25 protein-coding genes and 1 tRNA gene are annotated in these 22,544 nt (G+C 63.8%); 13 read left to right on the top strand and 13 right to left on the bottom strand.

Annotated features, from left to right (window positions below; genetic code table 11):
• Window positions 1-138: 138 nt before the first annotated feature.
• Genes GRS80_RS08205 through GRS80_RS08195 form a run of 3 tightly spaced genes read left to right on the top strand, consistent with a single transcriptional unit; the run spans window position 139 to window position 3,190 of the window.
• Window positions 139-1,566, top strand: coding sequence for an NAD(P)H-hydrate dehydratase (locus GRS80_RS08205; RefSeq protein ID WP_160047116.1), 1,428 nt, complete (start codon window positions 139-141; stop codon window positions 1,564-1,566).
• Window positions 1,559-2,095 (top strand): cyclic pyranopterin monophosphate synthase MoaC, encoded by a 537-nt coding sequence (gene moaC / locus GRS80_RS08200; RefSeq protein ID WP_160047115.1) that lies wholly within the window; start codon window positions 1,559-1,561, stop codon window positions 2,093-2,095. The genes GRS80_RS08205 and moaC overlap by 8 nt, the downstream gene beginning before the upstream one ends.
• A gap of 60 nt (window positions 2,096-2,155) precedes the next feature.
• Window positions 2,156-3,190 carry a nitronate monooxygenase gene (locus GRS80_RS08195; protein WP_160047114.1) on the top strand — a complete coding sequence of 345 codons (1,035 nt, stop codon included), beginning with the start codon at window positions 2,156-2,158 and terminating at the stop codon, window positions 3,188-3,190.
• Window positions 3,191-3,219: 29 nt separating this feature from the next.
• On the opposite strand, the gene fabG is transcribed toward GRS80_RS08195, so the two are convergent.
• The 5 genes from fabG to GRS80_RS08170 all read right to left on the bottom strand — a co-directional run bounded on the left by fabG (window position 3,220) and on the right by GRS80_RS08170 (window position 7,060).
• A complete protein-coding gene (gene fabG / locus GRS80_RS08190; RefSeq protein WP_149081247.1) occupies window positions 3,220-3,963 on the bottom strand; it encodes a 3-oxoacyl-ACP reductase FabG in 744 nt (247 codons plus the stop codon).
• Window positions 3,964-4,096: 133 nt separating this feature from the next.
• Window positions 4,097-5,665 (bottom strand): class III poly(R)-hydroxyalkanoic acid synthase subunit PhaC, encoded by a 1,569-nt coding sequence (gene phaC / locus GRS80_RS08185; protein WP_160047113.1) that lies wholly within the window; start codon window positions 5,663-5,665, stop codon window positions 4,097-4,099.
• The gene (locus GRS80_RS08180) at window positions 5,662-6,207 is read right to left on the bottom strand and encodes a poly(R)-hydroxyalkanoic acid synthase subunit PhaE (RefSeq protein WP_160047112.1); all 546 of its coding nucleotides are present in this window, start codon (window positions 6,205-6,207) and stop codon (window positions 5,662-5,664) included. Before GRS80_RS08180 ends, phaC begins: the two co-directional genes overlap by 4 nt.
• Window positions 6,208-6,257: 50 nt before the next feature.
• On the bottom strand, window positions 6,258-6,743 hold the full coding sequence (locus GRS80_RS08175) for a hypothetical protein (protein ID WP_160047111.1): 486 nt from the start codon (window positions 6,741-6,743) through the stop codon (window positions 6,258-6,260).
• Between the two features lie 2 nt (window positions 6,744-6,745).
• Window positions 6,746-7,060 carry an AbrB/MazE/SpoVT family DNA-binding domain-containing protein gene (locus tag GRS80_RS08170; RefSeq protein WP_149081251.1) on the bottom strand — a complete coding sequence of 105 codons (315 nt, stop codon included), beginning with the start codon at window positions 7,058-7,060 and terminating at the stop codon, window positions 6,746-6,748.
• Between the two features lie 224 nt (window positions 7,061-7,284).
• Here GRS80_RS08170 and GRS80_RS08165 point away from each other — a divergent pair, with 224 nt between their 5' ends.
• The 3 genes from GRS80_RS08165 to cdd all read left to right on the top strand — a co-directional run bounded on the left by GRS80_RS08165 (window position 7,285) and on the right by cdd (window position 9,940).
• A complete protein-coding gene (locus GRS80_RS08165) occupies window positions 7,285-7,917 on the top strand; it encodes a MaoC family dehydratase (protein WP_160047110.1) in 633 nt (210 codons plus the stop codon).
• Window positions 7,918-8,064: 147 nt separating this feature from the next.
• Window positions 8,065-9,441, top strand: coding sequence for a phosphomannomutase (locus GRS80_RS08160; protein WP_160047109.1), 1,377 nt, complete (start codon window positions 8,065-8,067; stop codon window positions 9,439-9,441).
• Between the two features lie 94 nt (window positions 9,442-9,535).
• The gene (gene cdd, locus GRS80_RS08155) at window positions 9,536-9,940 is read left to right on the top strand and encodes a cytidine deaminase (protein WP_160047108.1); all 405 of its coding nucleotides are present in this window, start codon (window positions 9,536-9,538) and stop codon (window positions 9,938-9,940) included.
• 759 nt (window positions 9,941-10,699) lie between these two features.
• Here the strand turns inward: cdd and GRS80_RS08150 are convergent.
• Entirely contained in the window at window positions 10,700-11,191 is a 492-nt protein-coding gene (locus GRS80_RS08150) for a DUF488 family protein (protein WP_160047107.1), read from the bottom strand.
• A 59-nt stretch (window positions 11,192-11,250) separates the two neighbouring features.
• Between GRS80_RS08150 and GRS80_RS08145 the strand changes: the two genes are divergently transcribed.
• A complete protein-coding gene (locus GRS80_RS08145) occupies window positions 11,251-12,075 on the top strand; it encodes a nucleoside phosphorylase (protein ID WP_160047106.1) in 825 nt (274 codons plus the stop codon).
• A 27-nt stretch (window positions 12,076-12,102) separates the two neighbouring features.
• Here the strand turns inward: GRS80_RS08145 and GRS80_RS08140 are convergent, their stop codons facing one another.
• Both GRS80_RS08140 and dacZ read right to left on the bottom strand, forming a co-directional pair.
• Window positions 12,103-12,867, bottom strand: a complete 765-nt coding sequence (locus GRS80_RS08140) for a mechanosensitive ion channel domain-containing protein (protein ID WP_160047105.1) — start codon at window positions 12,865-12,867, stop codon at window positions 12,103-12,105.
• 1 nt (window position 12,868) lies between these two features.
• Entirely contained in the window at window positions 12,869-13,681 is an 813-nt protein-coding gene (dacZ, locus tag GRS80_RS08135; RefSeq protein WP_160047104.1) for a diadenylate cyclase DacZ, read from the bottom strand.
• Window positions 13,682-14,547: 866 nt separating this feature from the next.
• On the opposite strand from dacZ, the gene GRS80_RS08130 reads away from it, so the two are divergent.
• Window positions 14,548-15,057 carry a cupin domain-containing protein gene (locus GRS80_RS08130; protein ID WP_160047103.1) on the top strand — a complete coding sequence of 170 codons (510 nt, stop codon included), beginning with the start codon at window positions 14,548-14,550 and terminating at the stop codon, window positions 15,055-15,057.
• Between the two features lie 78 nt (window positions 15,058-15,135).
• Here the strand turns inward: GRS80_RS08130 and GRS80_RS08125 are convergent, their stop codons facing one another.
• A complete protein-coding gene (locus tag GRS80_RS08125; protein WP_200840346.1) occupies window positions 15,136-15,501 on the bottom strand; it encodes a hypothetical protein in 366 nt (121 codons plus the stop codon).
• A 241-nt stretch (window positions 15,502-15,742) separates the two neighbouring features.
• Here GRS80_RS08125 and GRS80_RS08120 point away from each other — a divergent pair, with 241 nt between their 5' ends.
• Entirely contained in the window at window positions 15,743-16,030 is a 288-nt protein-coding gene (locus tag GRS80_RS08120) for a transcriptional regulator (protein WP_235019681.1), read from the top strand.
• Window positions 16,031-16,093: 63 nt separating this feature from the next.
• Here the strand turns inward: GRS80_RS08120 and GRS80_RS08115 are convergent, their stop codons facing one another.
• The 3 genes from GRS80_RS08115 to GRS80_RS20370 form a co-directional block, all read right to left on the bottom strand.
• Window positions 16,094-16,324 carry a hypothetical protein gene (locus GRS80_RS08115; protein ID WP_160047101.1) on the bottom strand — a complete coding sequence of 77 codons (231 nt, stop codon included), beginning with the start codon at window positions 16,322-16,324 and terminating at the stop codon, window positions 16,094-16,096.
• A gap of 394 nt (window positions 16,325-16,718) precedes the next feature.
• Window positions 16,719-16,803, bottom strand: a tRNA-Leu gene (locus GRS80_RS08110).
• A gap of 46 nt (window positions 16,804-16,849) precedes the next feature.
• Window positions 16,850-17,023, bottom strand: a complete 174-nt coding sequence (locus tag GRS80_RS20370; RefSeq protein WP_165874869.1) for a hypothetical protein — start codon at window positions 17,021-17,023, stop codon at window positions 16,850-16,852.
• Window positions 17,024-17,265: 242 nt separating this feature from the next.
• On the opposite strand from GRS80_RS20370, the gene GRS80_RS08105 reads away from it, so the two are divergent.
• Window positions 17,266-17,574 carry a transcription initiation factor IIB family protein gene (locus tag GRS80_RS08105; protein WP_149081260.1) on the top strand — a complete coding sequence of 103 codons (309 nt, stop codon included), beginning with the start codon at window positions 17,266-17,268 and terminating at the stop codon, window positions 17,572-17,574.
• Window positions 17,575-17,647: 73 nt separating this feature from the next.
• On the opposite strand, the gene GRS80_RS08100 is transcribed toward GRS80_RS08105, so the two are convergent.
• Window positions 17,648-18,127 (bottom strand): phosphopantetheine adenylyltransferase, encoded by a 480-nt coding sequence (locus tag GRS80_RS08100; RefSeq protein ID WP_149081261.1) that lies wholly within the window; start codon window positions 18,125-18,127, stop codon window positions 17,648-17,650.
• 116 nt (window positions 18,128-18,243) lie between these two features.
• Here GRS80_RS08100 and GRS80_RS08095 point away from each other — a divergent pair, with 116 nt between their 5' ends.
• The 3 genes from GRS80_RS08095 to GRS80_RS08085 all read left to right on the top strand — a co-directional run bounded on the left by GRS80_RS08095 (window position 18,244) and on the right by GRS80_RS08085 (window position 22,451).
• Window positions 18,244-20,499 (top strand): NADP-dependent malic enzyme, encoded by a 2,256-nt coding sequence (locus tag GRS80_RS08095; RefSeq protein WP_160047100.1) that lies wholly within the window; start codon window positions 18,244-18,246, stop codon window positions 20,497-20,499.
• 61 nt (window positions 20,500-20,560) lie between these two features.
• Entirely contained in the window at window positions 20,561-21,928 is a 1,368-nt protein-coding gene (locus GRS80_RS08090) for a PQQ-binding-like beta-propeller repeat protein (protein WP_160047145.1), read from the top strand.
• A gap of 166 nt (window positions 21,929-22,094) precedes the next feature.
• Window positions 22,095-22,451 carry a hypothetical protein gene (locus tag GRS80_RS08085; protein ID WP_160047099.1) on the top strand — a complete coding sequence of 119 codons (357 nt, stop codon included), beginning with the start codon at window positions 22,095-22,097 and terminating at the stop codon, window positions 22,449-22,451.
• Window positions 22,452-22,544: the final 93 nt, after the last annotated feature.

Raw genomic sequence — 22,544 nt, 5'->3', positions numbered from 1 at the left:
GTAGGATCCCGTGTTAGGTAATTGTTACGTCTACGAAACCCGTACGCAGTCGAGACGAGTGCCCGAACTCGAATCGGTCCTCGGCGCACGGAAACGGACTCCCACACGCTTAACGCGACGGCAAGCGAACGGCCGATCATGATAACAGGCGAGCGAATGGCCGCCGTCGACGAGAACGCCGCGGCCCTCGGCGTGGCGAGAAAACAGCTGATGGAGTCGAGCGGACACGCGGTCGCCCGGGCAGTCCGGGACGTCGCGGACACGGGTTCGAGCGTGGCGATCGTCGCCGGGCGCGGAAACAACGGCGGGGACGCGTTCGTCGCCGTCAGGTTTCTCGAGGGGTACGAGACGACGACGCTCTTGCTGGGACGGGCCGAAACGATCGGCACCGAGATCGCCCGTGAAAACTGGGACGCCCTCGAGTGCGCCGACTACGACGTCCGCGAGGTGACCGACTCCCAAGCGTTCGACCTCCCCGATGCCGACGTGATCGTCGACGCGATGCTCGGGACGGGTATCAGCGGCGACCTTCGGGAGCCGGCGGCGACGGCGGCGCGGGCGATCAACGACGCCGACGCGACCGTCGTCGCGGTCGACGTTCCCTCCGGGTTCGACGCCGACGGTGGGGACCACGCCGACAACAGGGTCGAAGCCGACCACGTCGTCACTTTTCACGACGTGAAACCCGGACTCGAGGCACTCGATGCCGAGATCACCGTCGCGGACATCGGTATCCCGGACGCCGCCGAACGGTTCGTCGGCCCCGGCGACGTCGACCTCGCCCGCCCGACCGACCGCGAGGGACGACCGTACGTCATCGGAGGCGGCCCCTACACCGGCGCGCCAGCACTCGCCGCCCAGTCCGCGTTACGCGCGGGTGCAGAACTGTCGTTCGTCGCCGCCCCCGACTCTGTCACGGGCGAGATCCAGGGCTACAGCGAGGACCTCATCGTCCAGCCGTACGAGGGCGACGTGCTCACGCCCGATCAGGTCGACGGGCTGGTCGAGACCGCAGAGCGCTACGAGAACGTCGTCGTGCTCGGCCCCGGCCTCGGCACCGCCGACGAAACCCTCGAGGCCGTTTGCCAGTTCCTCGAGTCCTACACCGGCCGCGCGGTCGTCGACGCCGACGCCCTGGCGGTCGTGCCCGACGTCGACACCGACGCGACGCTCGTCTGTACGCCCAACCGGGGCGAACTCGAGCGTATGGGTGGTCCCGACGCCGACTCGCTCGCCGACATCGCTGACGAGATCGAATCCTTTGCGGCCGATCTGGGCCACGTCGTCCTCGTGAAGGGGGCCGACGACGTCATCACGGACGGCAGCCGAACGCGGATCAGTCGCTCCGGAACGCCGGGGATGAAAGTCGGTGGAACCGGCGATACGTTGGCGGGGATCGTCGCCGCGTTGATGGAGCACGCGGAACCGCTCGATGCCGCTGGGGCGGGCGCACACGTCAACGGACTCGCCGGCGAACGGCTCGCAGAAGACGGAGGGTACGGCTATCTCGCCACCGACCTGCTCGAGGAGATTCCCGCCGTGTTGTGGGGTGAGACCGATGTCTGAGGAGCCGTCCTCCGCCGAGGGGTCGAACCCGGACCCGAGAACCGACGCCGCCGAGGGACTTACGCACACGACCGACGAGGGTGACGTCCAGATGGTCGACGTCGGCGACAAGCCGGACAGCGAACGCCGGGCAGTCGCTGTCGGCGAGATTCGACTCCAGCCCGCGACGATCGAGGCGATCCGAGCGGACGAAGTCGGCAAGGGCGACGTGCTCGCAACCGCCCGGATCGGCGCGATTCAGGCTGTCAAACACACCTGGGAGACGATCCCGATGTGCCACCAGATCCCGATCACCAACGTCGACACCGACTTCGACCTCGGCGAGGATCGGATCGAACTCACAGTCGCCGTCGAGACCACCGGAAAGACGGGCTGTGAGATGGAGGCGCTCGAGGGCGTTACCACCGGACTCAACGTGGTCTGGGATATGGTCAAAGCGGTCGAGAAAGACGACGACGGCCAGTATCCCGACACCGGGATCGAGAACGTCCGGGTACGAAGGAAGGAAAAACACCGGAGCTCGGACTGACGGGACGGGATGGAATCACCGGAAGTGATATACCGATGATGCGAACCGACGTGTCGTGAAATGACGATTCACACGGCACTCTGTGAAACCGTCGGTATCGAGCACCCGATCGTCCAGGCACCGATCGGGAGCGCGACGACTCCCGAACTCGCCGCGGCCGTCTCGAACGCCGGGGGACTCGGTCATCTGGCCGTCACGTGGCGCGACATAGCGGAGACGAGTCGACTGATCCGAGAGACTCGCGAGCGGACAGACGAACCGTTCGCGGTGAACCTCGCACTCGACGACCGGACCACGATCGTGGACACCGACGATCACCTCGAGGCGATCCTCGATGCCAGCCCGGACGTCGTTACCTTCTCCTTCGGCGACGCCGCACCCTACGTGGACTGGGTTCACGATGCGGGCGCGCTCGCGTTCCAGACGGTCGGCAGCGCCGCGGCCGCCCGCAAAGCGGTCGACGCCGGCATCGACGTCGTCGTCACGCAGGGACTCGAGGCCGGAGGACACGTCCAGAGCGAGGTGGCGACGACCGCACTCGTCCCTCCCGTCGCGGACGCGGTCGGCGACGACGTGCCGATCGTCGCCGCGGGCGGGATCGCCGATGGACGGGGGATTGCGGCCGCACTCGCGCTCGGCGCGGACGGCGCATGGCTCGGAACCCGGTTCGTCGCGACGACGCAAGCGTCCGTCCACGAGACGTATCGGGAGCGAGTCATCGAAAGCGACGAGACGGACACACGATACACGACGCTGTACGACAAGGGCTGGCCCGGCATGCCTCACCGGATGCTCGAGAACGGAACGCTCGAGCGCTGGGACGCGGCCGGGCAGCCGGAACCCGGCGAGCGCCCCGGCGAGGACGACGTCGTCGCGACGACCGAGTCGGGGAAACCGATCGAACGCTACGACGAGGCGCTGGCCACGCCGGACGTCGACGGAGCCATCGAGGAGATGGCACTGTACGCTGGCCAAAGCGGTGGGGTAGTGGAGGAAACACTCCCAGCCGAGGAGGTACTCGAGGTGCTCGTCACCGAACTCCGTGAGACAGTTTCGGATCTCGAGAGCCGAGTCGTGTCGGACCCGGATGCGTAACGGGCAGGGACGGCGGAGTCATCGACGGGTTACAGGTCCATCCCGCCGTTGACGTCGATCACTTCGCCCGTCACGTATGACGACTCCTCGCTGGCGAGAAATCGGACGACTGCGGCGATATCTTCGACTTCGGCGAGTCGCTCGAGCGGGATGCCGGCGACGATCCGATCGAGGACTTTCTCCGGGACGTTCTCGACCATGTCGGTGCGGGTGAACCCTGGCGCGACGCAGTTCGCGGTCGAACCGCCCTGAGCGAACTCGAGGGCGATGGTTCGCGTGAAGCCGAACATCCCGCTTTTCGCGGCAGCGTAGTTTGCCTGGCCGAAGTTGCCCTGTTTACCGACGACACTCGAGATGTTGATCAGTCGACCTTCGTCTGCGTTCCAGATGTCGTCGTAGAACTCCTGCGTGCAGTTGAACATCCCGCCCAGGTTAACGTCCATCACCCGATCCCACTCCTCGCGAGTCATCTCGGTAAACTGGTCGTCGGCCGTGATCCCGGCGTTGTTCACCAGAACGTCAGCGGAACCGAACGCCTCGTGGCAGATCTCCCGCATGTGCTCGACCTCCTCGCGGACCGCCACGTCAGCCTGTGCGGTGACCGCGTTCCCACCTGCCGTCTCGATCGCGTCGGCGGCCTCGAGTGCGGCCTCCTCCGAGGATCGGTAGTTGACGACGACGTTCGCTCCCTTCGCACCGAGATGCTCGGCGATACCTCGTCCGATACCGCGTGCCGACCCGGTGATGACGCACGTTCGTCCCTCCATAGACATGGATGTGTGAACGTTCACTCTCCGATCGTAAATAACGACCTGTGGAACGAATTACCATTCAGTCAGTCTCGTCGACGGCGACGAGATTCGTGCGTTCGCGGCGAGCAAAAACCGCTCGAGTCTGCCGGGGTAGTTACCGCTCACCAGCCTGATCGATCCAGTCTTCGATACGGCTCGGCGAGATTCCCGTCTCGGTTGCGAGTTCTGCGGGATCGGCGTCGGCGAGCTGGTCGAACGTCTCGATGCCGGCGCTGTGGAGATCCTCCGCGTACGCCTGTCCGACGCCGGTTAGTTCGGTCATGTCGTCGGTTTCGGCCTCGATCGCCGAATCGGATTCGGCGTCGTCGTCGGCCAGTTCCTCGACGACGTCCTCGTCGACGGCCATCTCTCCGGGCTCGGCGGGTTCTTTCTGAACCTCTCCTTCGCCGCGGGCGGCGATCTCCTCGTCCGATCGATCCTCGCCGTGGAGGTCGCTCGTCTCCGCGTCGAGATCGCCGCTCGACTCGAGGGTCGAAGCGTCGTTCTCGAGTTCGTTGGGACCGGTTTCGTCACCGGCGACGTCCGCGTCTTCCGGCTCCGCCGCCCGACTTCCCGAGGCAGGTTGCCCCTCGTTTTCTCCGTTCGAACGCTCCTCGAACCACTCACAGACGTCGGGCCACAGTTCCGCGTGGCTCCGCGAGGAGACCGACATTCCGATGTGGCCCGTCGCGAACTCCATGATCTCGGTGTCCGCCGACGGAATGCTGTCGTTGAACGGCTTCGAAGCCCCCGGCGGAATGAGGTGGTCGTACTCGGCGACGATCTGGAGAACGGGCATCTCGATGTTCGAGATGTCGACGTGCTCGCCGTTCAGGTGGAGTTCGTTCTCGTAGAGTTTGTTCTCCTGATAAATATCGTTGATGAACTGCTCGTATGCCCGTCCCGCGACGTCGATACCCTCGTCGAGCCACCGCTCCATGCGCGCGAAGTTCTCGACGAACTCCTCGTCCTCGACGTTGTCGTAGAAGCGGACGTACTTCGTCACGTTGTTCGCGACGGGGTCCATCAGCGCGAAGCCGACGTCCAGAAACTCGGCCGGGACGTTGTCGAACGTCTCGCTGACCGTCTCGGGGTCGTAGTACTCCTCGGCACCCCACAACTCGAGGACGCCGCCGTCGCCGGCAAAGCAGAGTCCAGCGGCCATCAGCGCGAGATTTTTGACCTTCTCGGGGAACAACGCGGCGTACATCGCGGACATCGTCCCGCCCATGCAGTAGCCGAGGACGTTGATCGCGTCCTGACTGGAGCGCTCGCGGACGACGTCGGCACAGTTGTCGATGTAGCGGGTGACGTAGTCTTCGAGGCCGAGGCTACGGTCGAGTTTCGAGGGCTCGCCCCAGTCGATCAGGTAGACGTCGAACCCCGCCTCGAGTAAGGTCTGGACGACCGACCGATCGGGCTGGAGATCGAGGATGTACGGCTTGTTGATCAGCGCGTAGACGACGAGGATCGGCACGTCGTGTTGCTGTTCGGTCTTCGGCTCGTAGTGGAGCAATCGGAGTTTGTTCTCCTCGTAGACGACCTCACTTGGGGTCGTACCGACCTCGACGTTCTCGATCGTTTCGGTTCGGTCGGGGGCGATTCGGGTCTTCTCGGCCAGGTCGGCCGTCTCCTCCCAGGCCTGCCGTTGGATGTCCAGAACGGTTGCGTAGGGGTTTTTCATTCTTCTAGGTGTTCGAGGACGCGGTCGAGTTTTCGCTCGACGGCGTGCTGGCGTCGCTCGAGTTCGACGAGTCGGTCGCCGACTTCGAGAACGCCGGATTCGGTCGCGAAGCCGAGCATTCGGAGGGTCTCTTCGGAGGCTTCGTCGGCCTGTTGTTGCAGTTCGAGGACGTCACCGACCGTCTCGCCGGTCATTCGGGCGAAGGCCGTCGTCGACATGACGTCCTTGAACGCCTCGTTGGCCGTGTTGAGCCAGACGTCGCGAAACTCCTCGAGTTCGACGTCCTCGCCCTCGAGCTGGTCGTTCATCCGGTCGACCATCTGTTTCGAGGCGCCCATCCACGTCTCGTAGGCTTTGGCGTAGCCCTCGACGCCGTCGGAGATTTCCTCCTCGTCGGACATCTCGCCGACGGTCTCCGACCAGCTCTCGACGAACTGCGCCTGTGCTTCCATGTTGTCCTCGAGTGCATCGAGGAACTGTTCGTTCCACTGTTCGACGAACGCGTTCCAGTTCTGGGCCTGGGGCTGCTCTGAGTCTGACATTGAATACCTGTAGGGGTGTGGGAGTGAAAAAGCTGGGCTGTCTCGACGGTCTACGCGGAGACGTCGAACTCGTCGGCGGCGTCCTCGACGTTCTCGGCGACGGCCGTCACGTTCGCTTCGGCCTGCTCGTGGGCCTCGAGAAAGGTGTCGAAGGAGGTGTCGACGACGTCGGCGTAGGTGGCTGCGAACTCGTCGTAGGCGACTTCGGACTCCTCGAGCGTGTCGATGGCAGCTTCGATCGACTGGGTCTGGGCCTCGGTCGTGGAGTCGACGCTTTCGTCGACGAACTCACGAAGGTCGTCGAAGTCGGCGGCCTCCTCGGGGAACGTCGACTCGAGGGCGTCGAAGTAGGCGTGGGCGGCCCCTTTGGCGAGTTCGGCGTTGGACTCGACGAGCGATCCCGACGTCTCGAGGGCGTCGGCGAACGCGTCGAACGAGGTCCGCTGTGCCTCGAGGGCGTCGTGGGTGAGCGTCTGGGACTGTTCGACGGCGCTGCGCTGTGCGTTGAAGACTGTGGTGAGTGGGTTCTGAGTCATGATTACTCCTCTCGGTTGCGTTTGACGGGAACGACGATCGTCTGAACGATATCGCCCTCTTCGATGTCGAGGGCCTCCCGTTCGGGACCGGGAATACTGATCCGACCGCCGCTCTGGACGCGAGCTTTGAACGTCGCCGTTCCCATGTTCATCGGGCCGAACGCGGAGACGTCGTCGAACGGGTTCGACGATCCGGCCTGCATCAACTGTTTCATCATCTCCGTCTGGGATTCGGCGACCTGCTCGCCCGTCTCCTGCATCTGCTCGGTGAACATCGCCGGCGGAAACCAGAGCGATCGGTCGGAATCGTCCGTCATCGAGTAGATCCACGCCCCCTATCGTAATAAGCCTTTCCACAAAATACCATCTAATACCATCTAATGCCATGTCGTGTCCCAGGAGGACGAGGTAACGGAACCGAATCCGCCAGGTTACCCGGTAAAATCCGCTTACGGCGGAACGATTCCGCCACTGTCGGATGGGAATGCTGGGAGATAGACCGGCCAAAGAGTGATATGTCTCGCTCCCGAAACACCGGGAGATGTCACACCAGGACACTGGGGGGAACAACTTTGCCGCCATGACGAACGCGTGGACGACGATGACCCAGAATTTTCTTCAGGGTGCAACCGCCGCCAACCGGGCAGCGGTCTCCGCGATGTTTCCCGTCGACTCCCGTACCGCGTCGAACGGCGATTCAGTCCCCGCCTCGATTCCGTCAATCGACCACTCGGAGCTCGAGTGGTCGTTCGATCGGACCGTCGACGACCCGGCCGACATCGACGTCGGCGACACCGTCACGTTCGAGAAGAGGCTCTCGGAAGAGGACGTTCGAGCGTTCGCCCGGATCAGCGGCGACACGAACCGTCTCCATCTAGACGACGAGTTCGCCAGTCAGACTCGGTTCGGCGAGCGCATCGCTCACGGCACGCTCGTTTCCGGGCTCATCAGCGCCGCCCTCGCCCGGCTTCCCGGCCTCACGATCTACCTCTCACAGGACCTCGAGTTCAGCGCCCCCGTCGGTATCGACGACCGCGTCTCCGCACGCGTCGAGATCGTCGAGTCCCTCGGGAACGCACAGTACCGTCTCGAGACCACGGTTCGAAACGAAGACGACGACGAACAGGTGATCGACGGCGAAGCCGTCGTCCTGATCGACGACCACCCGGAGTGACCGGGTCACGTCGAGCGTTTTTCCGTCCGGGTAGGGATCCAATGGATCGGCTGGAAACAACGAGAGGCCGGTCTGACCGCCGAACCGAGCTATCTCCGGCGACTCGAGCCGACAGTATCTAAACACCTCCTCTCGAAACGGGTCTACATGACGCTGTTCGGGACCGCAGGAATCCGTGGGCCGGTCGAGCAGATCACTCCGTCGCTCGCACTCGCCGTCGGACGGGCCGCCGGCGAACCCGGCGAAACATTTGTCCTCGGGCGCGACGGTCGCGAAACCGGTCCCGCGCTCGCCGCCGCAATGGAGGCTGGACTCGAGAGCGCTGGCGCGGACGTCGTCCGTCTCGGTCAACTTCCGACGCCCGCGCTGGCGTTTGCCTCCCGCGGCCGGCGCGGCGCGATGATCACCGCGAGTCACAACCCGCCGACGGACAACGGGATCAAACTGTTCGTCGACGGCGAGGAGTACGACCGCGAGGCCGAACGGGCGATCGAAACGGCAGTCGACGCGGACGACCTGGCGGCGTGGGACGAGTGGGGTCGTTCGACGGAGCTCGCGGTGCTCGGGAAGTATCGTGATGCAGTCGCCGCCTTCGTCCGCGATCAGTTCGACGCCGCGGAGAGGTCTGGACCGTTGCTCGCGGGTCTCTCCGTCGCCGTCGACTGCGGCAACGGGGTCGGCGCGCTCGCGACGCCACAGGTCCTCGAACGGCTGGGAGCCGACGTCGTCGCGGTGAACGCGACCGTCGACGGCCACTTCCCCGCCCGAGAGAGCAAACCCACGCCGGAGACGCTCGCGGAGTTCTCGACGTTCCTCGAGGCCGGATCGTTCGACCTCGGCCTCGCCCACGACGGCGACGCAGACCGGCTCGTCGTGCTCGGCCCCGATGGCGAGGTGATTCACGAAGACACCGTACTCGCCGTCGTCGCCGCCCACTACACGGGCGAACACGACGCGGTGGATCCCGTCGTCGTCACGACTCCGAACGCCTCCGCACGGATCGACGAACGGGTCCGCGTCGAGGGCGGGCGGGTCGAACGGGTCCGACTCGGCGCACTTCACGAGGGAATCGCACGCGAACGGGCCGCCAGCGGGGAAGAGACGGCGGTCGTCTTCGCCGCCGAGCCGTGGAAGCACGTCCACACGGCCTTCGGCGGCTGGATCGACGGCGTCGCGAGTGCCGCGACCGTCGCCGCGCTCGTCGTCGACGCCGGCAGCACCGACGCGCTCAGAGAACCGGTCACCGAGCGCCCCTACCGGAAGGTGAGCGTCGACTGCCCGGACGACCGCAAATCCGAGACGATGGACGTCCTCGAGACCGACCTTCCGGAGGCGTTCCCCGACGCGAGCGTCGACACGGAGTACGGCGTCCGCCTCGAGTTTTCGGACGCGTCGTGGATCCTCGTTCGACCGAGCGGCACGGAGCCGTACGTCCGTATGTACGCGGAAAGCGACGACGTCGACCGACTGATCGACGACGCGAGCGCGGTTGTCGAGTCGGCCGTCGACGCCGCCGATCCGTAACCCCCACTCGAGTCGCCGTCGTTTGCCGAATTTGAGTCGGCGTCCGGTCCCACTGGGCGGTGCTTTCTTGCACTTCCCCGTCGCATCAGAGATCATGACCGACCCGAACGACGATCTGCTCGAGGCCGCCCGCGAGATCCAGTCGGCCGCACACGTCCCCTACTCCGAGTACCGCGTGGGTGCCGCCATAGAGACCGAAAGCGGCGAGGTCTTCGTCGGCTGTAACATAGAGAACGCCAACTTCAGCAACAGCCTCCACGCCGAGGAGGTCGCGATCGCCGAGGCGGTCAAAAACGGCCACCGCGAGTTCGTCCGGATCGCCGTCAGCTCGGGCAGACGCGACGGCGTCACCCCCTGTGGCATGTGCCGCCAGACGCTCTCGGAGTTCTGCAAACCCGATCTCGAGGTGATCTGTGACGAAGGCGAAAGCGAGGAACCAAGCGTCTACACCCTCGGCGAACTGCTCCCCGATACGATTTCCCAGGAGACACTCGAGTAGACGGATACCCTCTCGCCTACGGGTGTCACAGAAGCCTTCCACCCGTATCGATCACACCGACTTCTCCGGTGAATCTCCCGACGAGCAGGTCTGTGTAGTGGTCGATATACTCGCAGGTGTTGATGAGACGAAGATGTGTTTCCTCGCAGGTGTTGATGAGACGAAGATGTGTTTCCTCGCAGGTGTTGATGAGACGAAGATGTGTTTCCTCGCAGGCGTTGATGAGACGAAGATGTGTTCTGCGATTGTGGCGACGGGGAGTGGCCACGTCCTCCCCAGCCGATTCACTCCCTCCGGTCGCTCATCCCTCGCGCAGTATCGTCGAGCGGTCTCGTCGTTACTCGACCGCTCGACAGCGCGCGCCACCGCAAGCCAGAGCGGTACAGTGGACTGGTGCTCTCTTCGCTGTACTGACCGTTCGTCGGCTAGTCGCGGAGAGGATGCGAGAATCGTTCTACGACGCCCTTTTTCGCCTCGCTACTGCCGAAATGGCGCGCTGGGGCGGGGTGAGCGGACAGCGAACCGCGCCGTAACTCGCGAGGGATGAGCGAGCGATCGTCGATCGCGAGCGAATCGGCTGGGGAGGACGTGGCTACTCAGCGTTGCCGGTTTCAAGGGGAAGAACCGTTCAACTTGCAGGGATTTCTCGCTGCGGCAGTTCAACTCGCACGGACTGCTGTCTATCGGTTCCGGACCAACCAGAAACACGCGTGCCGTCGCTCGGCGGCCGGTCCATGAGTACACCGGACGACATCCACGTCAGTCCCGAAAACGCCCCTCGAGCACTTCCCGAAGAATCGTCCGGTGACAGCGTTTCTTCTCCGTGTTCTCGTAGCAGACGAGCGCGATCGACTCGCCGTCTTCGAGTCGCTTCTGGATATCCGCAAGTGCCGCCTCGGCCTCACTCGAGCCCTCGAGGTGTACCCGATACGCTTCGCCGAACCCGACCTGGTCCCAGGCGGCGTTGTGTGCTTCCTCCTCGCAGATGCCGCGCATCTTCAACTCGTCTTCGGCCTCGCGAACCGACTCGAGGAGATCGGCGGGCGGGCCGAGTTCGGGCCGGTTCTCGTCGACGGCGGCGTGAAACCACGACGTCGGCTTCCGGACGACGCCCACGAGCGTCGCGTCCGGCGGAACGTCGGCCAGGTCGTACTGGAGGGCGGCAACGTACGTGTCGGTGAGGTCCCCCCGGTCGGCATCCGGTCCCCGGCCGGTCCGGTCCGAATCCGGACCCCCATCCTCCCGGTTCATACCCAACCCACAACCGCCCCGCATTTATATACGGCGTCGCTGCGAATCCCGTCTACCACATGCCAGCCGACAGTGAAGATCCCCACACGGACGTACAGTACCACCTCGAGGTCGGACCCGACGACGTCGCCGAGACCGTCCTCTTGCCCGGCAATCCGGAACGTCTCGAGAAGATCGTCCCCCACTGGGACGACCACGAGGTCGTCGCCCACCACCGCGAGTACCGCACGGCGACGGGTACGGTCGAGGGAACGCCCATCTCGGTCACCTCGACGGGGATCGGCAGCCCCTCCGCGGCGATCGCAGTGGAGGAACTCGCACGCGTGGGCTGTGAGACGTTCATCCGCGTCGGTTCCTGTGGGGCGCTCCAGCCCGAGATGTCGATCGGCGACCTCGTGATCACGACCGGCGCAGTGCGCCAGGAGGGGACGAGCGACGAGTACGTCCGCGAGGACTACCCCGCGGTCGCGGATTACGAGGTCGTCTCGGCGCTGGTCGCCGCCGCCGAACGCCTCGGCTACGACTACCACACCGGCATCACGATGAGCGCCGACTCCTTCTACGCCGGTCAGGGACGAGAGGGGTACGACGGCTACCGGGCCGCCGGCTCCGAGGATCTCGTCGACCAACTCGTCGAGGCCAACGTCAAAAACATCGAGATGGAAGCAAGCGCGATCTGTACGCTCGCGAACCTCTACGGCCTCCGGGCCGGAGCCGTCTGTACGGTCTACGCCGACCGCGACGGTGGCGAGTTCGCGACGAAAGGCGAGTCCCGCGCCGCCGAAACTGCCTCGCTCGCGACACACCTGCTCGCACGAATGGACAAGATCAAACGCGAGGCCGGCATCGACCGCTGGCACGCCGGACTCTCGCTCGAGGAGTGACTCGAATCCGACAGTTCTGTACCCTTGTCAGTCCCGAACCCGAACGATCTTGTCGTCGAGCACCCGCCGATTGAGCACGATGTACTCCTCGGAGTCGTCCTCGAATTTCGTCACGAACAGGTCGATCTCCTGGACGATCCCGGATCGGTCGTCGACCTCGATCCGATCGCCGATCCCGTAGGGCTGGTTGAGCAGGAGGTAGATCCCCGCCGCCCCCGAGATGAGAAAGTCCTTGAACGTGATCGCACCGACGACGACGATCCCCGCGACGTAGACGACGAGCAAGATCAGCAGCGGGAAGACGTAGACGCCGATCTGACCCAACGCGACGAGAAACGCCACGTACAGGACCGAGTACTTGACGAGCTTCGGAATCATCGACACCTCCGGAATCTTCACGCCCCGGAGGTACTCGCTGACCATCAACTCGGATTTGTCGGCGACGATGAAGCCGAGGATGAGCACGAGAATCGCGATGAACGCCTGCGGGATGAACCCGATGACCTGGTTCCAGAACGCGTCGGTATCGAGCAACTGGGCGATGTGGATCGCCGTCAACACCGCGATCCCGTAGATGAACCACGAACTCAACCGGGCGACGATCTCGACCGTCGACGTCCCGATCGACTGGGCAGTCCGCTCGAACGGCGTTCCCTCGACGGTTTCGGGAACCCCCGAGGCCGTCAACAGCTCCTTGTTGAGCCGCCCGACGAGGTAGCCGACGACGAGTCCAAGCGCCAGTACCGCCGCTGCGATCACCGCCGGTTCCTCGATCAGCGTCTGCCAGTCCATCTCAGTACGCCTCCGGATCGACCTCGAGGATGAGTTCGCCGGCTTTGAACGCCCGGACGAGCCCATCGCTCTCCGAGAGGACGACCGCGATGGAGTTCGTATCCCGCGTGATCGCGCCGCCGGCCATGTGACGCGCGCCGAGGCCTTTCGGGATGTCGACGCCCTCCGCGGATGGCTCGAGGTAGCGATAGGCCGAGACGAGTTTGCCCGCATCGGAGATGACGAACGCCCCATCGAGACGCGAGAACTCCTTTAACATCACGTTAACGATCGGATCGCCGACGTGAACGTGGGACTTTTCGAAGGGGTTGTACGACAGCGGCCGTGACTTGTTCATCACCTTCCCCGCGTCGCCGACGATAAACAGCGCGCCGACCGGTTTCCCCTTCTGTCCTTTCTTTCCGAGTTCGATCGCGAGTTCGACGACCGCCTTGATCACCTCCGGCTCCGCGCGGGATTTGGCGAACAGGTCGTAGATACCCGTCCGGTCGTCGGCACTCGCGCGGACGCGGGAGACGGTATCGATCTCGTCGTCGAAGACGCTCGTTGCACAGACGAGTTCGTCCCCGCCCTCGATGACGCCCTGCTCGAGGCCGCCCTCGACCCCGAAGCTGATCCGCTCACCGACTTCGTCGAACTCGAGCGGTAACTCGACGAAGACATCCGCGCCGAGGTCGTTTTCGGTTCCGACGACGATCACGTCGACGTCGTCGATCGTCGCGAACCGCTCGTAGTACGAGCCACTCGGCCCGAAGAGCATGACGGCATCGACATTCGAGAAGATATCCCCGAACACGTCGTCTAACCCGGCCATTGCTCATACAAGCCGTGCCCGCGCGAATAAGCGTTTTGGACCGTCAGACGTTCGTCTGCCGATTTACTCGCGCGCCGCGACAAATCAATTATCCAAGTGTTTGCGTCAGGACCCACCTGCGACCGTCTGGCCATAACACCCGGTTTCGCACGCCGTTGGTACCAAGCGGCCGGCACTCCACGAAAAGTGGAAAATGACGTGTACTCCCGGTCTGTTCAAAACCGAGCGAACGCCAACCCGGCCGAACCGTCGATCGTCTCCGTCCCAACGCACTCGCCACTTATTTGTTTCGCCCGCTTGGCCGGCGAACAACTCTCGAGCCGATTCTATGTCGATGGCACACCCCGTTTTGCGTGCCGATGTCGACGAACACATCCCCGGTTGACGCGAGATCCAACGCGGTTGACGCGAGATCAGACGCGAGCGGAGTGTACCGTTTCACGCCGGGAAACGATAGCGAACGAGCCGGCGGCATCTCGCGACGACAGTTCGCCGCGGGTGCCGCGGGGACGACCGCTGGCACGGCCCTCCTGCCCGGCGTCTCGACCTCGAGCCGTTCGTCTCGTACCACGGCGGGGGCGGCGTCGGTGCGTACCGGGCGCTCCAGGCGTTCGTCGACGCCTTTCTCGATCGCTTCGGTCCGGTCGAGGGGCCGGATCTGCCGGCAACCGGGGTCGCCGACCCCGATCACGCCGGCACGTATCTCACCCCAATTCTGCTCGAGACCGACCGGTACAACGCCATCCTCGGACTGGGGGATTCGCCACCGGAACGGCACGACGCGCTCGCGTTCCCCACGCTGGCGAACGAGACGATCGGCCGAACAGTTCGGAATAGTTATCTTTCCATAGCGGGCAGAACAGTCGATGCCCGACGCGAACGACTGGATCGAACGGCTCGGTCTCGAGGCACACCCCGAAGGTGGGTACTACGCCCGAACGTACGCCGCCGACGCGGTGATCGACGGGGCCCACCTGCCCGACCGGTACGACGACGACAGGCCGACCGCGACGGCGATCTACTACCTGCTCGAGGCCGATGACTTCTCCGCGTTCCACCGGCTCAGGTCCGACGAAATCTGGCACTTCTACCGCGGCGATCCGCTCACTCTGTACGTCCTCGACGACGGACTCGAGACGATCGAACTCGGTCGCGACCGCTTCCAGGCGGTCGTCCACCGCGACACCTGGTTCGCCGCCGAACTCACACGGGACGGCAGCGACCACGGCTACGCGCTCGTCGGCTGTACCGTCACGCCCGGATTTCACTACGACGACTTCGAACTCGCCGGTCCCGAGCTGGCCGACGAGTACCCACACTACGGCGACCTGATCGTGCGATTGACGCGGCGAGCGAACGCGGTCTCGGACGACTGACGTCCATCGGATCCGACCTCCATTTATCGGCGGTTTTCGATGTATTCAGGCGGTGCCGTATCACGTACCGTCGCCACGCTACTCGCTCGAGCCATGGCACTCGAGACGACCCGACAGCGAGCCGCCGGTCGACGAGACGGCTCCAGTACGACGTAGGCCGTCGCGATCCGTCCCCGGTCGGTACGGCATCGTCGCCTCCGGGCCGACCAGTCGCAAGCCCGCTTGACTGGCTTCGGCTCTGATCTGCAGGAGGTGTCGGCGGACAGTTCGTCGGTCGGTCTCGTCGACTCGAGGCGATCGAGTCGGGTGCTCGAGATCCGCGAGCAACGTTCTGGTGAGGACGTCCAGGTGCTCGAGGCGGGTCTCGATCGAAGGACGCGCGTTCGTCGTCGATTCGTTCCGTCGGTCGGGAGGTTTAGTATCCCGTGAATCGTCGGTGGTCATGCTTCCGTCGGCTGGTTACGGGAGCTATTGCGGGTCGGTGTCACTACCACCGATTCGCCGTTTTCGATTCTGGAGAGTCGCATCTCCGTCTGGCTCCCCTGTCGAGTACTGTGTGAAACACATATTTAGATTTTAGTATATATGATCCATATTTGAGACATATGTCTCAAGAAACATTCGATCCGGTGAAGTTAATCACTGAACCGACGATGGCCGGGGTATGCGGGCCCGTGTCTCGTGGATGAACGAGGCTGACGACGCAGTCCTCGAGTACCTACAGGAACTCGAAACCGAGGCGGGCCACCGAATCGCACTTCCACCGACTACCGTCTGGTTCAACCTCGTCGAAGAACTCGGGGTCCTCGATCGTAGTCAGAATACGATCTCTCGTCGAATGAACGTCCTTTCCGAGGCGGATTTACTCGAAAAGACCGACGAAAAGCGAGGATACTATCGGATCACTGATCGCGGAATTGCGTATCTCGCTGGCGAACTCGAGGCTAAGGAACTCGGCAACCCTGACGAATAGAATTCTGCTATGATCGTGGAAAACGGTCGATAGCTCGTAACCCTGCACACAGTATACCGCTGGTTAGTTTGTCGCGTAGTTGGCACCAGAACTGAGGGCACCTACAACAGGCAGTCCAACGACTGCACCCACTACGAAACCAAGAACTGGGTCAAATGGACCGGCCACAGAAACCAGAACACCAATAAGGAATACCCAGATCATCCCGCTGTTGATTCCCGCTCTAATCATATTGCCCGTGTTACCGGCCAACGATCCGATCACGTAGTTGGTAGTTGCTATGAGTTTTGGCATTACTGTAACAGTTGATTGAAAAGACTGTAAGTTTTCGGGTGCTATATCGATTCAATTCACAGGTGAGACGGACAAGTGCCTTGAGACGGCTTAACGGAATACCGGAGCGTCTACCTTTGGGCTCAAATGTGGTCCTGGACATCGCTCGAAAATGCCTGGGTACGCGGGACCGGATTCGAACCGCGAGGACTTCGCTACGCTCGTCCTCTGGGTCGCGAATCCTCATCGCGATGCTTCTCCTCGCGTAATTGCTCGCGACAGCAGTGCGCGGGACCGGATTCGAACCGAAGGAAGACGGTCACTCTCGCTTCGCTCGAGTGCTGCGACTTCCAGGGTTCGAATCCGCTCCTGCTCCTTCACTGCAACTGCTCGCTTCGCTCGCAGTTTTGTTCAGTGCGCGGGACCGGATTCGAACCGGCGGACCCCTACGGGACAGCGTCCTAAGCGCTGCGCCGTTGGCCTAGCTTGGCTACCCGCGCTCACCCCGAGGTTTTGCCGATTCGAGTAAGAACCTGTCGATCCGTTTTACTCGTGTTTGACCGGCTCCTCGGGCGACCAGTCCGGCGGAACGATAAACGTCACGTGCTCCGGATCCCGAAGCTGATGTAGCTCTGCCGCCTGTTCGGCCAGCGATCGATCTCGATACGGCATCTCGAGACCGCAACCGGTACAGACGAGTTTGCAGGTCGGCTCTTTCATGACGGGTGATCTCCCGACGAGCGCGGGTGGCGGGCGTCGACACCATCTTGGCTGGATCCGTGCTTAAGTAGTTATCTCCTAGTGAAATCCGGACAGAACGGCCATTCTCCCTAGCTATTCGTAGCCAGACGTTGGCTCGAGTAGCACGCTGTTGCCGTTTCCGACGGTAATCGATCTTGGAGGGGCGACGGACGACCGACACCGACGGGAGATTTATCACCGACGAAGGAAAACGATGACCCATGCACAGCGCACGTGACCGCGTCGAGTACGCGGCCTGGCTCGAAGAACTCGAGAGTGTGGCCGACCGACTACAACTCTCGGGGGAGGCGCGATCGTGTGCGATGGATCTCTTTCTCGTCGACGTTCCCGACGAAGACCGGTCCAAGCGGGCGGTTCTCGCCGCGAGCGTCTACGCGGGATCGTTGATCGCCGGCGACGGTCGAACGCAGGGCGAGGTTGCCGAGGCGGCCGACGTCTCTCGGCTCTCGATTCAATCCCGATGGAAAACGCTCCTCGAGGAAGCGGGACTCGAAGCGCCTCGCTGGTAACGTTACACCGTTTCGCGGATACAGCGGCCGGCTTATCCGACCGAACGGTCCAGTATGGGGAACGAAATACCGGTTAGGTGTCGCCGGTTCCGCCGTCGAGAACTCTCCCGTGTTCGTCGATTTCGCCACGGACGATCCTGGTACTCGAAATGATGTCACCGTCATCGGCACGGAGATGAGGGACGACGACGACCTCGAGCGGGTCGTGTCCCCGCTCGCGGCGGATCTCGTTGATCCGCTCGCCGCCGTCGCGGGTTTCGGGGGAGACGACGAGGTAGTCGAACTGGGGTTCGATTGCGATCCCCGTCGGTTCCTCGAGCGGTCTGATCTCGAACTCGCAGTCGTACTCGGCGGCGATCGGTTCGAGCGCCTTCTCGAGGGCGTTTGCGCGCTCGTCGTAGGAGTTGACGTGTCGTTCGACGTGTCGCGTTTTCGGGGCGAGTTCGTCGCTGGTCAACCCGATCGTCACGTCCCCGAGTTCGAACGCCCGTTCGAACAGCCGACGGTGGCCGTCGTGAACGGGGTCGAACGTCCCACCAAGCGCGACGTCCATACGCCACTCCACTAGGGCGGCCCGTATAAAACGGTCGAATGCAACCCTCCTGGGGTTCGACGATCGTCGATTTTCACCTTCGCATCGTTTTAGTGGTCCCCCGACGTGTCCCCCGTATGGGACTAGACGAGGACGCACTCGAGTATCACCGGATGGAACCGTCCGGCAAGATCGAAATTTCGACCACGAAACCGACGAACACGCAACGCGATCTCTCGCTTGCGTACTCGCCGGGTGTCGCAGCGCCGTGTACCGAGATCGCCGAGAGCGAGGCCGATGCATACACGTACACGGCGAAGGGGAATCTCGTCGGGGTCGTCTCGAACGGCTCCGCCGTGTTGGGACTCGGCGATATCGGCGCACAGGCCTCAAAACCCGTCATGGAAGGGAAAGGCGTGTTGTTCAAGCGCTTCGCTGATATCGACGTCTTCGACATCGAACTCGACGAAGCCGATCCCGACAAGGTCGTCGAGGCCATCAAAATGATGGAACCGACGTTCGGCGGGATCAACTTAGAGGACATCAAAGCGCCCGGCTGTTTCACTATCGAGGAACGTCTGCGAGAAGAGATCGACATCCCGGTCTTCCACGACGACCAACACGGCACGGCGATCATCTCCGGTGCCGCGCTTCTCAACGCCGCAGATATCGCCGGCAAGAGCCTAGAGGAACTCGAGATCGTCTTCTCCGGGGCGGGCGCGAGTGCGATCGCGACGGCTCGGTTCTACGTCTCGCTTGGCTGTCGGAAAGAGAATATCACGATGTGTGATTCCTCGGGGATCATCACGGAGGCCCGCGCCGAAGACGGCGGCGTCAACGAGTACAAGCGACAGTTCGCCCGCGACGTGCCGGAGGGTGGCCTCGCCGACGCGATGGAGGGTGCCGACGTCTTCGTTGGTCTCTCGATTGGTGGTATCGTCTCCCAGGAGATGATCGAGTCGATGAACGAGAACCCGATCGTGTTCGCGATGGCGAACCCGGATCCCGAAATCTCTTACGAGGATGCGAAGGAAGCCCGCAACGACACGGTGATCATGGCGACGGGCCGGTCGGATTACCCCAACCAGGTGAACAACGTCCTCGGTTTCCCCTTCATCTTCCGCGGCGCACTCGACGTCCGCGCGACCGAGATCAACGAGGCAATGAAAGTCGCCTGTGCGGAGGCGCTCGCCGATCTCGCACGCCAAGACGTTCCCGACGCCGTCGTCAAAGCCTACGGCGACGATCCGATCCAGTACGGGCCCGAGTACATCATCCCGAAGCCGGTCGACCCACGCGTACTGTTCCGCGTTGCGCCCGCGATCGCCGAGGCTGCGATGGAATCCGGCGCCGCACGAGCCGAGATCGACCTCGAGGAATACGAGGAAGAACTCGAGGCCCGACTCGGTAAGTCCCGCGAGCTGATGCGGGTGGTGCTCAACAAGGCGAAAAGCGACCCGAAGACCGTTGGGCTGGCCGAGGGTGAAAACGAGAAGATGATCCGGGCGGCCTACCAGATCCAGGAACAGGGGATCGCGGCGCCGATCTTGATCGGCGACGAGAGCGAGATCCGGCGAACGGCGGCGAATCTCGGTCTCGACTTCCAGCCCCAGGTCGCCGATCCGACCGTCGGCGACTACGAGGCCTACGCCGATCGACTACACGAACTTCGCCAGCGCAAGGGGATCACCCGGACGGAGGCGGGCGAACTCATCGAGCGCGACTCGAACTACTTCGGCAGTGTGATGGTCGAACAGGGCGACGCTGACGCCTTGCTGACCGGACTCTCCCATCACTACCCCTCCGCGCTGCGTCCGCCGCTGCAGGTTATCGGTACCGCCGACGACGTCGACTACGCCGCCGGCGTCTACATGCTCGCGTTCAAAAATCGCGTGGTCTTCGTCGCCGACGCCACGGTCAACCAGGATCCCGACGAAGACGTCCTCGCGGAGGTCACGAAACAGACCGGCAAACTCGCCCGGCGGTTCAACATCGAACCCCGCGCCGCGTTGTTGTCGTACTCGAACTTCGGCAGCGTCGACAACGAGGGCACCCGAAAGCCCCGCCGCGCCGCGAAGATGCTCCAGGACGACCCCGCGGTCGACTTCCCCGTCGACGGCGAGATGCAAGCCGACACCGCCGTCGTCGAGGACATCCTCGAGGGAACCTACGGCTTCTCCGACCTCGAGGAGCCGGCGAACGTGCTCGTCTTCCCCAACCTCGAGTCGGGCAACATCGGCTACAAGCTGCTCCAGCGACTGGGCGGCGCGGACGCCACCGGCCCGATGCTCGTCGGGATGGACGAACCGGTCCACGTCCTCCAGCGAGGCGACGAGGTCAAAGACATCGTGAACCTGGCGGGCGTCGCCGTCGTCGACGCACAACAGGAGTAGAGTCGTGAGCGAGCAGTCGTCCGATCGACCGAAGACGGCGGGGCCCGAGACGGCAACGGGAATGCCGACCAGACGGAAGCTCCTGGCGACGGTCGCGACCGCCGGGCTGGCCTCGATCTCGGGCTGTACGACGGCCTACGGGCGGATGAGGCCGAGCTGTTCGCAGGCAACGGCGGACGCCGGTCCGGCGACGACGCCACGTCCCGTCGACGACGTGTCGATGTTTCGCCGCGGACTGCGCCGGTGGGGGTACTACCCCGACGCGACCGTTCCCTCGGAGGTGCGAGTCGACTGGTCGTTTCCGGTCAACGGAATCGGCCACACGGCGGCGAAGTCGACGCCGCGGCCGACGCCGGACGGCGAGACGACCCTCGTCGCGAGCGACACCGGCGAGATCCACGCCGTCACGCCCGAGGGCGAGAACCGCTGGACCCTCGAGACGGGAGCCGGGGTCGGGCCGGGGAGTCTCGGATTTCACGGAACGCCGGCGGTCGTCGGCGACACCGCCTACGTCGGGGGTTACGACGGTGCGCTGTACGCCGTCGACGTCGAGGCGGGCGAGTTGACCTGGCGAACCGGTGCCCGCGAGTTCGGCGGCTCTATCGCGATCGGCTCGAGTCCTGCCTACATCGACGGGGTACTCTACATCCTTGCGGAGTACAGCAATCCCGCGAGCGGAGCGCTGTGGGAGATCGACGCCCGGACCGGGCGGCCGACCTGGAGCGACGACGACATCTGGGGGATGCCCCACCCCTCGCCGGCGATCGACTGCGACGCCGGCCGACTCGTCACCGGCTCGAACGACGGCGTCGTCTACTGCTGGGAGTTTCCATCACTCGAGCGCGCCTGGACGTTTCAGGCCGGCGGCGAGGACGGACCCGATGGTGAGGTGATGGCTGGCGGGCGATTTCATCTCGGCGCGGAGATCAAGGGAACGACCCCCGTCTACGACGGCGCGGCGTTCGTCGGCTCGTGGGACGGCCGGTTCTACCGGCTCGACCTCGAGGACGGCAGCGAGGAGTGGTCGTTCGACACCGGCCGCGTGATCATGTCGAACCCGGCGCTCGATCCGGAGGACGGCGTCGTCTACGTCGGGAGCGACGACAACCACGTCTACGCGCTCGATACCGATACCGGGGAGCAGCTGTGGTCTGCGAACGTCGGTGGTACCGTCATCGGCTCGCTGACAGCCACCGCGGAGACGATCCTCGTCGGCTCTTACGACACCCATCTCTACGCACTGGACCGCGAGACCGGCGAGCGTCGGTGGCGCGTCGAGAACCGTGGTCACGTCACCGGCGGCGCGATCCCGCGAGACGGGCGGATCTACTACAGCGAACGCGGCGTCTTCTCGAACTACTGGGACGACGACGAAGAGACCGTTCTCGAGGAGCGGGGCCACGCCTACTGCCTCGTGGCGGACGACTGACACGGATTGCTGTAACTATTTACCGGCACACCCGCCCCACGGGTCGCGGGTTCGCCGGGAGATCGGGACGGCATCCGTCTCAGATACTGCCAGTCGACGCCGTCGGCCCCGTGACTCGGCGTCACTCACACAAACATATATATCAAACATCGGCTATTGGTTGGGCATGCGTTCGAAACTGACTCCTCAACGGATTCTCCGCCACCCCGACGTGTTCGTCGCCTCGGTCAAACATCACAGCTACCGGGTACTGACTCGTCCAATTCACACGGGTGTCTCGATCGTCGTGACGTACGCTTTCGTACTCTTGCTCGTCGCGTTCGCGACAAATCCCGACGGCGTACGGGCGCTCTCCGAGTCGGGCGTGTCGATCGGTACGGTCGTTCCGTTGCTCCCACCGGTGACTGTGTTGGTCGTCCTCGCCGGTGCCACGATAGTTGGCGTTCCAGTCGGAACCGTCTCTCGCGGCGTCCGGCGTGATCTCAGCTCGAGTCGACGGCGGCGACAGCGCCGGCGTGAGTGATCGGGCTCGATACCGTTCGATCCGGGAACGGACGAAGAAGGTGTGGGTTCGTCCGAACCGCTGTTCGACTCGAGTCGGGCCATCGACGCCGAC

This window comes from Natrialba sp. INN-245 (genome assembly GCF_009807105.1).
In the GTDB taxonomy this organism is placed as follows: domain Archaea; phylum Halobacteriota; class Halobacteria; order Halobacteriales; family Natrialbaceae; genus Natrarchaeobius; species Natrarchaeobius swarupiae.
Note: the sequence above shows the minus strand (reverse complement) of the source record. Positions and strands in the feature narration are given on the sequence as shown.

Bases quoted from the DNA above. Each gene is read 5' to 3' on its own strand.
- GRS80_RS20370 (WP_165874869.1), bottom strand. From the start codon at position 17,023: ATGAAAGAGCCGACCTGCAAACTCGTCTGTACCGGTTGCGGTCTCGAG.
- GRS80_RS08180 (WP_160047112.1), bottom strand. From the start codon at position 6,207: ATGTCAGACTCAGAGCAGCCCCAGGCCCAGAACTGGAACGCGTTCGTC.
- GRS80_RS08175 (WP_160047111.1), bottom strand. From the start codon at position 6,743: ATGACTCAGAACCCACTCACCACAGTCTTCAACGCACAGCGCAGCGCC.
- GRS80_RS08165 (WP_160047110.1), top strand. From the start codon at position 7,285: ATGTCACACCAGGACACTGGGGGGAACAACTTTGCCGCCATGACGAAC.
- moaC (WP_160047115.1), top strand. From the start codon at position 1,559: ATGTCTGAGGAGCCGTCCTCCGCCGAGGGGTCGAACCCGGACCCGAGA.
- GRS80_RS08085 (WP_160047099.1), top strand. From the start codon at position 22,095: ATGCGTTCGAAACTGACTCCTCAACGGATTCTCCGCCACCCCGACGTG.
- GRS80_RS08125 (WP_200840346.1), bottom strand. From the start codon at position 15,501: ATGACCACCGACGATTCACGGGATACTAAACCTCCCGACCGACGGAAC.
- GRS80_RS08120 (WP_235019681.1), top strand. From the start codon at position 15,743: ATGAACGAGGCTGACGACGCAGTCCTCGAGTACCTACAGGAACTCGAA.
- GRS80_RS08115 (WP_160047101.1), bottom strand. From the start codon at position 16,324: ATGCCAAAACTCATAGCAACTACCAACTACGTGATCGGATCGTTGGCC.
- GRS80_RS08130 (WP_160047103.1), top strand. From the start codon at position 14,548: ATGCCCGACGCGAACGACTGGATCGAACGGCTCGGTCTCGAGGCACAC.
- GRS80_RS08160 (WP_160047109.1), top strand. From the start codon at position 8,065: ATGACGCTGTTCGGGACCGCAGGAATCCGTGGGCCGGTCGAGCAGATC.
- GRS80_RS08105 (WP_149081260.1), top strand. From the start codon at position 17,266: ATGCACAGCGCACGTGACCGCGTCGAGTACGCGGCCTGGCTCGAAGAA.
- dacZ (WP_160047104.1), bottom strand. From the start codon at position 13,681: ATGGCCGGGTTAGACGACGTGTTCGGGGATATCTTCTCGAATGTCGAT.
- GRS80_RS08140 (WP_160047105.1), bottom strand. From the start codon at position 12,867: ATGGACTGGCAGACGCTGATCGAGGAACCGGCGGTGATCGCAGCGGCG.
- GRS80_RS08195 (WP_160047114.1), top strand. From the start codon at position 2,156: ATGACGATTCACACGGCACTCTGTGAAACCGTCGGTATCGAGCACCCG.
- GRS80_RS08145 (WP_160047106.1), top strand. From the start codon at position 11,251: ATGCCAGCCGACAGTGAAGATCCCCACACGGACGTACAGTACCACCTC.
- fabG (WP_149081247.1), bottom strand. From the start codon at position 3,963: ATGTCTATGGAGGGACGAACGTGCGTCATCACCGGGTCGGCACGCGGT.
- GRS80_RS08100 (WP_149081261.1), bottom strand. From the start codon at position 18,127: ATGGACGTCGCGCTTGGTGGGACGTTCGACCCCGTTCACGACGGCCAC.
- GRS80_RS08095 (WP_160047100.1), top strand. From the start codon at position 18,244: ATGGGACTAGACGAGGACGCACTCGAGTATCACCGGATGGAACCGTCC.
- phaC (WP_160047113.1), bottom strand. From the start codon at position 5,665: ATGAAAAACCCCTACGCAACCGTTCTGGACATCCAACGGCAGGCCTGG.
- GRS80_RS08170 (WP_149081251.1), bottom strand. From the start codon at position 7,060: ATGACGGACGATTCCGACCGATCGCTCTGGTTTCCGCCGGCGATGTTC.
- GRS80_RS08090 (WP_160047145.1), top strand. From the start codon at position 20,561: ATGCCGACCAGACGGAAGCTCCTGGCGACGGTCGCGACCGCCGGGCTG.
- GRS80_RS08205 (WP_160047116.1), top strand. From the start codon at position 139: ATGATAACAGGCGAGCGAATGGCCGCCGTCGACGAGAACGCCGCGGCC.
- GRS80_RS08150 (WP_160047107.1), bottom strand. From the start codon at position 11,191: ATGAACCGGGAGGATGGGGGTCCGGATTCGGACCGGACCGGCCGGGGA.
- cdd (WP_160047108.1), top strand. From the start codon at position 9,536: ATGACCGACCCGAACGACGATCTGCTCGAGGCCGCCCGCGAGATCCAG.